The sequence below is a fragment of the Sphaerospermopsis aphanizomenoides BCCUSP55 genome (assembly GCF_001586785.1).
Taxonomy (GTDB): Bacteria; Cyanobacteriota; Cyanobacteriia; order Cyanobacteriales; family Nostocaceae; genus Sphaerospermopsis_A; species Sphaerospermopsis_A aphanizomenoides_A.
In genome coordinates, this window is record NZ_LUFH02000147.1 from 1 (window position 1) to 11,033 (window position 11,033).

At 38.5% G+C, this 11,033-nt stretch carries 12 protein-coding genes; 2 read left to right on the plus strand and 10 right to left on the minus strand.

All coding sequences use genetic code 11. From position 1 onward, the window contains the following. The 9 genes from A0J48_RS24590 to A0J48_RS24625 form a co-directional block, all read right to left on the minus strand. Positions 1-1,019: hypothetical protein (locus A0J48_RS24590; RefSeq protein ID WP_200327215.1), on the minus strand; the 1,019-nt coding region annotated here is incomplete at its 3' end. A 357-nt stretch (positions 1,020-1,376) separates the two neighbouring features. Continuing rightward, positions 1,377-1,688, minus strand: coding sequence for a hypothetical protein (locus A0J48_RS27265; protein WP_234301135.1), 312 nt, complete (start codon positions 1,686-1,688; stop codon positions 1,377-1,379). Positions 1,689-1,724: 36 nt separating this feature from the next. Next, a complete protein-coding gene (locus A0J48_RS27270; RefSeq protein WP_325079047.1) occupies positions 1,725-2,192 on the minus strand; it encodes a DNA polymerase domain-containing protein in 468 nt (155 codons plus the stop codon). A 443-nt stretch (positions 2,193-2,635) separates the two neighbouring features. Further along, positions 2,636-3,634: a metal ABC transporter solute-binding protein, Zn/Mn family gene (locus A0J48_RS24600; RefSeq protein WP_200327216.1), complete on the minus strand. Its 999-nt coding sequence runs from the start codon at positions 3,632-3,634 to the stop codon at positions 2,636-2,638. 201 nt (positions 3,635-3,835) lie between these two features. After that, the gene (locus A0J48_RS24605; RefSeq protein WP_200327217.1) at positions 3,836-4,111 is read right to left on the minus strand and encodes a hypothetical protein; all 276 of its coding nucleotides are present in this window, start codon (positions 4,109-4,111) and stop codon (positions 3,836-3,838) included. Between the two features lie 50 nt (positions 4,112-4,161). Then, entirely contained in the window at positions 4,162-5,202 is a 1,041-nt protein-coding gene (locus tag A0J48_RS24610) for a WD40 repeat domain-containing protein (protein WP_200327218.1), read from the minus strand. A gap of 84 nt (positions 5,203-5,286) precedes the next feature. Continuing rightward, positions 5,287-6,258 (minus strand): CobW family GTP-binding protein, encoded by a 972-nt coding sequence (locus A0J48_RS24615; RefSeq protein WP_200327219.1) that lies wholly within the window; start codon positions 6,256-6,258, stop codon positions 5,287-5,289. A 176-nt stretch (positions 6,259-6,434) separates the two neighbouring features. After that, positions 6,435-7,343, minus strand: coding sequence for an alpha/beta fold hydrolase (locus A0J48_RS24620; protein ID WP_200327220.1), 909 nt, complete (start codon positions 7,341-7,343; stop codon positions 6,435-6,437). An 86-nt stretch (positions 7,344-7,429) separates the two neighbouring features. Then, positions 7,430-7,864, minus strand: coding sequence for a SufE family protein (locus A0J48_RS24625; RefSeq protein ID WP_200327221.1), 435 nt, complete (start codon positions 7,862-7,864; stop codon positions 7,430-7,432). 493 nt (positions 7,865-8,357) lie between these two features. Between A0J48_RS24625 and psaK the strand changes: the two genes are divergently transcribed. Continuing rightward, positions 8,358-8,618, plus strand: coding sequence for a photosystem I reaction center subunit PsaK (psaK, locus tag A0J48_RS24630; RefSeq protein ID WP_200327222.1), 261 nt, complete (start codon positions 8,358-8,360; stop codon positions 8,616-8,618). A 163-nt stretch (positions 8,619-8,781) separates the two neighbouring features. Here the strand turns inward: psaK and A0J48_RS24635 are convergent, their stop codons facing one another. After that, positions 8,782-9,129, minus strand: a complete 348-nt coding sequence (locus tag A0J48_RS24635; RefSeq protein ID WP_234301136.1) for a hypothetical protein — start codon at positions 9,127-9,129, stop codon at positions 8,782-8,784. Positions 9,130-9,517: 388 nt separating this feature from the next. Here A0J48_RS24635 and glgA point away from each other — a divergent pair, with 388 nt between their 5' ends. Then, a complete protein-coding gene (gene glgA / locus A0J48_RS24640) occupies positions 9,518-10,996 on the plus strand; it encodes a glycogen synthase GlgA (RefSeq protein ID WP_200327224.1) in 1,479 nt (492 codons plus the stop codon). The last annotated feature ends 37 nt before the right edge of the window (positions 10,997-11,033 follow it).

Sequence of the window (11,033 nt, forward strand, 5' to 3'; positions counted from 1 at the left end):
CTATTATTTAGCGGTATAGATGGTAAAAATTCTACAGATTGCTTTAATAAATCCACCCAAGATAATGTTTTTGACAGCTGACTACTTTTATCAAAAAATAAATCAATACACAAGATATATTGTTGATTATTTTTAGCTTTAAATTTGTACCATAATGTTCTCATGGCGTTGGGATTATTTGTCTTCCTTGCGTCATTTATATCTATATAAATACCAGTAAGACCTAGTGCCTCATTATTATTATATACAAAATCCGAATAATATTCTCCTTGACTAGCTCTATACCAAGGTCTATCTTCAAATGTGCTAGACGGGTAACTCTGCTTAATAAATGGATATGATATCATGATGCCTGTGTTCAGGTTAGTAATGTATATACTATTAATTCTTAAATAAGGTATTAGCTCTGAAGACTTTCCATTAGTTAAGTATGTGATCATCGCTTTACCAAATCTGTCTAAATCATTATTGCTGTTTTTTGGTTCTATTAATTCAATTTTCTTTTTAATTGTGTTTGTCATTATATCTGTAAAAATTAGAAAAACTCGATCCTTATCCTCTTTTTGATTATCATTTGGATTTGAATTATTTTGTTTTTCTAATTCATTAAAATTACTTTTGAGAACATTATTGTAATAAACGATTAAATCATTTTCTTTTGTCTTACCTATTGCCCATGTTACCGTATTTCCCTCTTCAGGTCCTTCTCCAGACTTTATTTTATCGGCAGTTCCTTTAGGAATTATTCTGTTAAAATTTGAGTAATCTGATGAAAGTTTTTCGTAGATGTCCTTTATTTTCAAAAAATTCTCAAATTTTTTTAAATTTTTAGATTTCTCGCTATCAGGGTTATCTCCTGATAAGTTCTCATACCATAAAACTACTTGTTTATATTCTTCTATTTCTCTATGATTTTTCATGAAAAATCCAGCCAATATAATAACCATAGCTGATACTACATAAAAAAAAACAAAAGAGCGTATACTTATATTGAGCAGTCTCTGTTTCATTTTTTGCATTATCTTGTCTCTCTTTTCTCTGTGAATGTATAATTTTGTTTATGTAAACTAAAGAATAGGCAGAATTTTTTATTAGTTTAGCCAGTTAGTCTGGTAATTTGAGGTACTACTGTTAAAATCCGAAATTTCAATAAGTATAACACGGCGTTTCACTTGACCACGATTACCTTTGCGGGTCAGGGGTGATTGAGAGGAGTGAAAACTCAAGCCTCGTAGTAGAATTTGCTCATATAGTTGAATCCCACCTTCCGCACCCTAAACTGTTACACAACGAAATTGGTCGTTTGGGGATTTGAGATTGGCGATCGCCCCCCATTCCCATAGACGATCGCTCTCATCATTAGTATAATCCCTTACTCAAAACAGACTCAACTGCTTCCCCACATCACCATGAGGCTCAACAACCGAAAGTAACTCATCTCGTTTTTTAGCCATCAACTCCAAATAATACCCACTGGAATAGGCTTCAGAATTAGTCAATCCCCTAATTCCTTGATAAAACGTCACAACATCCCCAGTATTACCCAGAACCAAAAGAGCCTTTTCACCTTTCTTAATTTTCCGAGTAACCTGTAACTGTTCTACAGGAAAATCACCAGAACGAATAACCTTGGTTAATTCCTGGTAATATTGTTCTGCCTTAGCTTTTGACTGAAGATATCGTGTCAAGTAGTTTAAAGGAAACTCCTTTTCTAGACGAGAGCGTTAGCGAAGCTCGCCGAAGGCATCGCGTTTCCGCCATGAACCCTTAGTAGTAATTTTACCATCCTCATGCCAGAGAATATAATTCTTAGCTCCTCTAGAGGGAACAAACATCGCTTGAGCAAGAATTTCCAACTCGATTTTGATACCCGTAGGTAAAGCATTTTGCAGCCTCTCAAATATCAGCAGTGGTTCAGAGTGGGAGAAGAACACACCATCAGTATCACTTTCAACCTGGATACCTCCCGCTTTTTCAATCACATCAATCATGAATCGCAGAATACCTCTGCCATAAGCTGTAACCAGTGCAGCAGCTTCCATATCATTAAAACCAACACCAGAAGTCCCATAAAAGCCAAACAACGAGTTGATTAACACCTTGAGAGCAGCTTCAGCTTGTTTAGCAGCTAAATCTCCAGCTTTTCCTAATTCTTTGAGTCTGAGTCGTTCCCTGGTGAGATAATCGAGAATACTTAACCGCTATATAAAACTTACTCAAATCTACCTATCTACTGACAGACTGATTCTTGAGTGTCGTTTACTTCCTGCTTCACCAGTTCGACTGCGCTCACTGAACTCCTGAAAGTGTCGGTACTACTCAGTCCACAGTTCGACTTCGCTCACTGACCACAGGCTAACACTGTCTAACTGACAGCAATACTGACTAACTGCACTAACAACCACATCAGTTTTTAATGTTCCAATTAACTAAACATAGTTGTTAAGTTCTTGCAGCAGAGATAGAGGCATTATCATGACGATTTGCAGCTTCCCCATAGCTGAGATTACATGACTATACGGCATAATACCAACTGTATAGCTAAGTATAGCGACTTCTAAACAACACTTAACAGAAGTAGCCTCTTGTACACAAGCGATCGCCTATAATGTCCTCACACCCTTTCCTTTTCAATTTACTTACCAATATTCGGAGCGAATTTCAAATAAGTTCCACCCAAACCTTCCACAATACTCCGCGTATTAGCATCCATCATTTTTTGATAAGTTTCTCCATCACTACCAGGTTCACCCAGTCCATCAATATAAAGTTGTCTGGAGAAAAGTTTCACATTTGCTTCTTTAGTAATTGGCTCAAGTAAAATCAGATTAGTTGTTGTATCGGCAAAAACTGTTTGTACTTTAGTATTTTGAATATATTCAGCCAAATTTTTAACTTTTGTATCTGTCAAATTATCTTCATTACTGATATCTGGTAAACTCCCTTTATAGGGGAGATTGTAAGCTTTGACATAATAAATCATCGCTGCATGAGTTGTTAATAATTTGCGGTTTTTCTTAGGAATAGTAGCAAGTGTAGATTTAATCCAACCATGCAGTTGATTTAATTCTTTATTTAATTTCCTAGTATGAATGTTATATTTTTCTTCATGTTTTGGTAAAAGTTTAACTAAATTAGTATTAATCACTTCCACTATTTGAATAGTGTTTTTCACATCGTGCCAAATATGTGGTTCAGTAAAAATTTTACCCTTGTTTATCAATCTTTGTGGTTGAGGTACAGCACGTTGACTAACAGCTATTTTAGGCGCACGATTTTTAGTTGTTTGAATAACTTTAATTAAACTGGGCTCAAAATTATAACCATGATAAAAAATAAGATTTGCTTGTTCAATAGCTTGGATATCTTCTGGTGTTGCTTGATAATTACGTGGATCTAAACCAGGAGGAACTAAGCAGGTAAGATTGATTGTATCTCCAGCAACTTGTTTAGTTAAATCACACAATACACTAGTAGTTGCTACAACATAAGGGAGATCTTTGTTAATTCTCGCAGTTTGATTAGACTGGGTGTATGCTGTATCTTTAACTTGATTACCACAACCAGAAAATCCAATTGTCAACATCAAAAATGTACTGTTTAATAAATTTTTATATATATTTCTTTTCGCCATAAGTAAAATCAAAAAATATAATTTTCTGTAAGCAAATTTCAATTAATAAAGGCACAGTAGTTCTGTGCCTGACAGCAGTTTTCATGTATTGAGACCACAGTCTTGATTCCTCTCTGTGCCTCTGCATCTCTGCGTGAAACAAAAAAATGTGGTTCATTTACCCAAAAATCGCTGTAAAAATTTTCATAACGCCTCACTTGATTAAAAACCAGCACCAGGTAACTTACCTTGCAACAGATGAAAATTAGACTGGACACAAGCACTACAAGCGCAACCAGTTTGATCAACAATTTGATGATGTGGTTGAGTTAAAATTGGTACTGTAAATTTTGGATTTGCTTGTACAGATGTGACTACAATCCTGTTTACCGCAGGTACAACATTAAATTTACTAGCTGCTTGTGCTGGACTAACTACCAGCAGCAAAGATGCCAAAAAGACATGACAAGCGAGGAAAATCAGTTTAGCTATGTTCATACTTCACACTTAAAGGCTGCTGCTGATACAGCATAGCCAATTATTCATCATTAGTCAGTAGTTGTTGACCAAATTCGTAGTTCACCTTGTTCCCCACCTGCGGCTAATAATTTACCCAGGGGATGCCAAGCTAGAGTAGAAAAACCCCCTTGCACACCTGTGAGAATTTGGGATACTTCATAAACTTGGTTCCACAGACACAACCAACCATCCGCACCAGCAGAAGCAAGAATCAGACTTTGGGGTGCATAGGCGATCGCATTAATTACGTCTACATGATTAGTTAATATCCGCGCTTCCCAACCCAAAGATTCATCCTCGGATTTTTCCCAAACTACCACACCTTCCACACTGGAAGAAGCCAACAGCGGCGCACCAGTAGCGGTTATCACTTGGGACCAAGCTAACTGACGAATTTTTCCCGGAAAACCACGCATTACCCAAGGATCGGGATTTCCCCATTCCAATACTGTCAAACTGCGATCCATATTCCCAGAAGCTAAATATTGGCCATCCGGCGACCAACCCATTGCTAAACTGACGGTAGTTGTAGCCAAAACATAAGGTTCTTCATCCCAATCTTCACTATTCCAAACTTTCAAACCTTGATAACCACCAATAGCTAAATATTTTCCATCTTTGTGCCAATCAATTCCTAAAATTGATGAATTTTCAAAGGGAAGAGTAACAACAATTTCTTCTGCGTCTGCATCCCATATTTGGACGTAACGCCCTAAACTAAAAGCTAGTTGATTATTGGTCTGACTCCAAGCTAATTTATCAACCCAAGTCGGGGCATTTTCTAAAGTCGTAATTAATTGATTTTCTCGCCAGATTTGTACTTTTCCGTCTTGTCCACAAACAGCTAAATATTTACCATCACCAGAAAAAGCTACACAATTGACTGCTTGACCTGTAGCAGTTTGTAAGTGGATAATTTCGCCATTTTCCCACAGTACAACTTCTCCAGCAGCGGAAGTTGCAGCCAGCTTATCCCCTGACGATGACCAAGCCAGAGATGTGACATAATCGTTAAGGTTGCCTGAATAGTAGGCTGTAAATTCTTGAGGTTTGCTAGTTGTGAAATTCATATTTGCATAGGGAATAGGAAATAGGGAATAGGGAATAGGGAATATTTGCATTTATTTTATTGATTCCCAAATTCCCATCGCAATTTACGCGATACAAGCTAGAAAGTCTTGTTTTAATTGAGCTTCATCTAAATTACGTCCAATGAAAACCAGTTCATTTTTTCGGGTTTCGTTGGCTTTCCAAGGTCTATCAGGTTTACCATCAAATATCATGTGTACCCCTTGGAAAACAAACCGATCATCTTCTCCAGCAATATTTAAAATGCCTTTCATGCGAAAGATATCTGTACCTTTAGTGCTTAGTAATTCTGTCATCCAATCATGTAATTTTTGACTATCCAATGCACCTTTTTCTACTAATGCTACAGAATAGACAGTTTCATCATGTTCATGGGCATCTTCACCTAAGAATTGCGGATCAATTTCTAAAGCCCGTTCTAAATCAAAAGCTTGAACACCCAATAAAGCATCCATTGATAATTCAGAATTACGGGTACGGTAAATTTTCGCCATTGCATTCATTGACCGAATCCGTCTTTCTAATTCTTCTAAAACTTCTGGTGTGACTAAATCTGTTTTATTTAACAAAATCACATCCGCAAAAGCAATTTGTTCTTGGGCTTCGTCTGCTTCCCAATGTTGCCAAATATGTTTAGCATCTACCACTGTGACAACCGCATCTAGTGATAGTTGACTTTGCATATCTTCGTCAACAAAGAATGTTTGAATTACAGGTGCTGGATCAGCCAATCCTGTGGTTTCAATGACTAAGTGGTCAAATTTATCCCGGCGCTTCATCAAATTGCTAATGATCCGAATTAAATCACCCCGGACTGTACAACAAATACAGCCATTGTTCATTTCAAAGATTTCTTCATCTGCATCAATCACTAACTGATTATCAATGCCTACTTCTCCAAATTCGTTAACTATCACTGCAACTTTTTTACCGTGTTCATAAGTCAGAATGTGATTGAGAAGAGTGGTTTTACCAGCACCTAAATAGCCAGTTAAAACAGTTACGGGTACGGTTGTTGATATTTCTGAAGCAATCATAATCTCAAAGCAATTTTGATGATTTGTTAGTTTAGTAAGGTATCAAGCATTCAGGAGTCAGTAGTCAGCTTTTTAAAGCTTATATATCAAGACTTTCACAATCTCAAATCCTCTCATCCAAAATCCAAAATGGTATGACTCCTGAATTCTTATATCTCTTGATAATCATTCTCTGTCTAACACACCTTGCTTAAAAATGGTAGTATTGCTTCAAAAACAACTGCTGGGTATTCTTCATGCAGTCCCAATGAACCGGGAACAACAACGCTGCTAACTCCCGGTAAAGCTGCCAAAGCATCCATTTCTTGACGTGATTTTGTCGGGCTAGATGCGCCTATAACTGCCATTAACGGTACAGATAAAGATTGCACTAAGGAGAGAAATTCTGATTGACTGTGAATAGCATCTATATTCCCAGTAACAAAAGCCGCAGAAGCAAATCTAGCGTTTGGTTGCTGGGTGGTTTGCCATTTTTCGCTGATGAATTCGGGTGTCAGTTTAGCAGTATCAGTGAAGACATGACGGCTATACATCCAACTTAAAAAAGATGGAGTCGTATTTAGCTTGTATAGTGCTTGACCGAGGAGAGGCGATCGCACCATCCCCCTAACCATAGCAGCTATATTTGCATTTGCCCCCATTGTCGGTAATGGGCCACGCCAAGTTGGTGCTACTAATACTAACCGAGAAAAAGCATCTGGTTGTTGAAACGCCAGCTTCAATACATAACCAGCAGCATGACCAGCCGCAACTACAATAATTGGAATATTAAAAACAGATTTAACGAAATCAGCCAAAAATTGTTGATATATAGCTGGGTTGTAATCTAAACTCAATCGTGAACTTTCACCAAAACCCGGCCAGTCCAAAGCGGTGACATGAAAATGGCCAGCGAGTAATTTTGCCAGTTCCCCCACTTCTCTCCGTGTAGAAACGCTACTAAAAGCAGGAAGTAATAACAGCGGTGAACCTTGTCCTATGGTTTCATAAACCACTCGCAAAGACTGATTTTCCCAGTTCCAGGAATATTCTTTTACTTCACCACCATAAGCACCAGTGGGTTTTGTGAATAAATTGGTAGACATCTTGAATTTAGTTAGTAATTGGTAATTAGTAATGGTAATTTCTGCCCCTACACCCTTACACCCTTACACCCTTACACCCCTATTTCCTATGTTTCCAACTTACATTCCAATGCTTTTTTCTGCATGGTTTTAAAAATATTGTAAAATCCGTTCGCACGGGAAGGTGTCAAACTGACATTTAAACCTGTGGCTTGAATAAAATCAGGTGTTAGTTGTACGATTTCTGTTGGTGATAGTCCGTTTAATCCTTCTATTAACAGTGCGACTAATCCCTTGGTTAGCTGAGAATCAGAATCTCCTTGAAAAACCACCTTTCCATCATCCAGTGATGCTGTGACATATACTTGAGAAACACAACCAGGAACTTTGTTTTCGGGTAATTTATCAGCTTCGGGAAATTCTGGCAGTTTCTGCGCGTACCAAATTAACTGTTCATAACGTCTTTTTGGGTCAGCAGCACGTTGAAACCGTTGAACAATCTTCGCTAAAGCAGATGGTAAGGAATCCAGACTTAAGGTCATAGTAAATTCGGGAAATAATCACTCTCATCTTGAGTTTAAATTATTTGGACAGCAATAGCTGTTCAGGGTGAGACAGGACTTACGCACAGAATCTGTCGTCACGGCTGGGTGTAAGGGTGTAGGGTGTAGGGTGTAGGGTGTAGGGTGTAGGGTGTAGGGTGTAGGGTGTGGGTTGTGGGGGTTTTTTCCTTTGATGAACCTATCCTCCGAAAACCTTATTTTTTCGTTCTTTTGCGTAAGTCCTATTGATCATCTATTCCCCATTCCCTATTCCCTATTCCCTATTCCCCATTCCCCATTCCCCATTCCCTATTCCCTATTCCCTATTCCCTATTCCCTATTCCCCAATTGTCTTATCCGTAGACTGATTGTTTATGTTAAGGATTAGCAACAACTGTTAAAATTTGCTGCAAATTTCGGATTTTTCTTGAATTTTCTTCGTAATTCTGAAGATTATAATATCAATGATTCAATAATCTCAGGAGCTAATCCGGTGTTGACTACAACTTTACTCGCAACCGTACCCGCACCCCTGGAATGGAGTCCTACTGTTGGCATCATCATGGTTATCGCCAACATCATTGCGATCGCCTTTGGCAAATTTACAATCCAATACCCCAATGTAGAACCAGCAGTACCCGCAGCTAATTTCTTTGGTGGTTTTGGTTTACCTGCCATCCTAGCAACTACCTGCTTTGGTCATATTTTAGGCGCTGGTATCATCCTAGGACTGCACAACCTTGGCAGATTCTAGATCATAACCCGCAACCCGTCTGTATTAAATTGCTTATTCTTCACTTTTCCATTGATCAGCCAGAGAACTTACTCTCTGGTTTTTTTGTCTAGTGTAGAGAAACAGAAATGAGTTTATTGAGTAAATAATATTACTGCTTCTCTATATAAATACTATGTTAACTCTACACAGGCAATGGTGCCATACCATGCAACTGACGCACAGCATTTAGACAAATAGGACAATCACAGCCAAACAACTTGATAGCTTCATCACTTTCTGCTTCTGTAAACTCTAGTTCATCTGGCTGATTTTGTTCTTGAATTTTTTCCTGATTTTGCTCAGGTTGAACTTGCGCTAATTGCATCGTTGGTTTAACTGTAGTGGGAGTAGCATTATCTACTTGTATACATACCTGACGCATAGTTGCTGAGTGGGGAGAACGAACACAGGAAAGATGAGTTCCCACAGGGGTAACAGTTTGACCAGCGTAAGCAGTTCTAGCCATCATCACCATAGATAGCATAGACATAAACAGGACGGGGCTGGAAAGCAAGGCTAAGATAAATTTTCTGTTCATTTGTTGTCAACAACTTTGTTAATAGAGAAGCTATAGCACCTATCAGCGGTCAGCGGTAAAACTCTTTTGGTGCAAAGCTTATGATTTATATTTCTATCTCATTCAACTGACAACTGCTATAACCAATTTATTTTTTCCCATCAATTGGTATTAATCAGTCCATATTTTGCCGACTTAGGTTTCACCTTATGGGTTTCTCGCAACTGCCCAATAGGGGATGCAGGGGAGAAGAAGCTTTATGCAAGCATTATCATCCCCTCACCCGGTTGTCAATGAGTACATTTTGCATATACTGGTGAGAAGATAGTAAACATCAAGTTTTGTGAAGCGAGGGCTAGGAATGTACATAGTACAGATTGCCTCAGAATGCGCTCCTGTGATTAAAGCCGGAGGGTTAGGGGATGTTGTTTACGGACTCAGTAGGGAATTAGAAATTCGGGGAAATACAGTCGAACTGATTTTACCTATGTATGATTGTATGCGCTACGATCATATTTGGGGGCTACATGATGCCTACCTCAATTTATGGGTACCCTGGTATGGTGCAGCAATTCACTGTTCTGTATACTGCGGTTGGGTACACGGCCGAGTTTGTTTCTTCATTCAACCCCATAGTCAAGACAATTTCTTTAATAGAGGTTGTTACTACGGTTGTGATGATGACAATATGCGGTTTGCATTTTTCAGCAAAGCAGCCTTAGAATTTCTACTCAGAAGCAATAAAAAACCAGATATCATCCATTGTCATGACTGGCAAACAGGTTTAATTCCCGTCATGCTGTATGAAATTTACAAATATCATGGCATGGAATATCAACGGGTTTGTTATACCATTCACAACTTTAAACATCAAGGAATGGGTGGTGTAGAAACTCTGCAAGCAACTGGTTTAAACCGACCAGAATATTACTTCCAATACGATAAACTGCTGGATAATTTTAACCCCTTTGCCATCAACTTTATGAAAGCAGGGATTAATTACTCTAACGCAGTAACCACCGTTTCACCAAATCATGCAGTCGAAGCCCAAACCAGTGAAGTTGGTTGTGGTTTAGGTAACACACTATATTTGCAGAAAGACAAATTTAGTGGAGTTCTCAACGGCATTGATTATGATTTTTGGAATCCTGAAATTGACCGTTACATCCCCAATAACTACAATTGGGATGATTTTGAACAAAAAGCCTATAACAAAAAAGCTTTGCGAGAAAAACTAATGTTAGGTCATGCTGATAAACCCATCGTGGCTTACATTGGTCGTTTAGATCATCAAAAAGGCGTGCATCTTGTCCATCACGCTATTTATTATGCCCTCAGTAAAGGAGCGCAATTTGTATTACTAGGTTCAGCTACAGAACCAGCAATCAACGCTCATTTCCAACATGAAAAACAATTTTTAAACAATAACCCTGATGTTCATTTAGAACTGGGATTTAATGAAGAATTATCTCACCTTATTTATGCAGGTGCAGATATGATTGTTGTTCCCAGCAATTATGAACCCTGTGGTTTAACTCAGATGATTGGTTTAAAATACGGCACTGTACCCATTGTGCGTGGAGTTGGGGGACTGGTAAATACAGTCTTTGACCGAGATTACGACCAAAATCTACCGCCAGAAAAACGCAATGGTTATGTATTTTATCAAATGGATAACCAGGCCCTTGAGTCAGCAATGGGTCGAGCCATAGATTTGTGGTATCAGCAACCTGAACAGTTTCAGCAACTAGCTATTCAGGGTATGCAGTACGACTACTCATGGAATGTTCCAGGGGCGGAATATTTAGAGATTTACGAATGGATTAGACACAGATGGTAGGAAGAAGGGTGTAGGGGTGTAGGGTGTAGGGTGTAGG

What these genes read in the sequence shown, in the direction of transcription:
- A0J48_RS24600 (WP_200327216.1), bottom strand. Translation starts at nt 3,634, where the DNA reads ATGGCGAAAAGAAATATATATAAAAATTTATTAAACAGTACATTTTTG.
- A0J48_RS24605 (WP_200327217.1), bottom strand. Translation starts at nt 4,111, where the DNA reads ATGAACATAGCTAAACTGATTTTCCTCGCTTGTCATGTCTTTTTGGCA.
- A0J48_RS24610 (WP_200327218.1), bottom strand. Translation starts at nt 5,202, where the DNA reads ATGAATTTCACAACTAGCAAACCTCAAGAATTTACAGCCTACTATTCA.
- A0J48_RS24615 (WP_200327219.1), bottom strand. Translation starts at nt 6,258, where the DNA reads ATGATTGCTTCAGAAATATCAACAACCGTACCCGTAACTGTTTTAACT.
- A0J48_RS24620 (WP_200327220.1), bottom strand. Translation starts at nt 7,343, where the DNA reads ATGTCTACCAATTTATTCACAAAACCCACTGGTGCTTATGGTGGTGAA.
- A0J48_RS24625 (WP_200327221.1), bottom strand. Translation starts at nt 7,864, where the DNA reads ATGACCTTAAGTCTGGATTCCTTACCATCTGCTTTAGCGAAGATTGTT.
- A0J48_RS24635 (WP_234301136.1), bottom strand. Translation starts at nt 9,129, where the DNA reads ATGTCTATGCTATCTATGGTGATGATGGCTAGAACTGCTTACGCTGGT.
- glgA (WP_200327224.1), top strand. Translation starts at nt 9,518, where the DNA reads ATGTACATAGTACAGATTGCCTCAGAATGCGCTCCTGTGATTAAAGCC.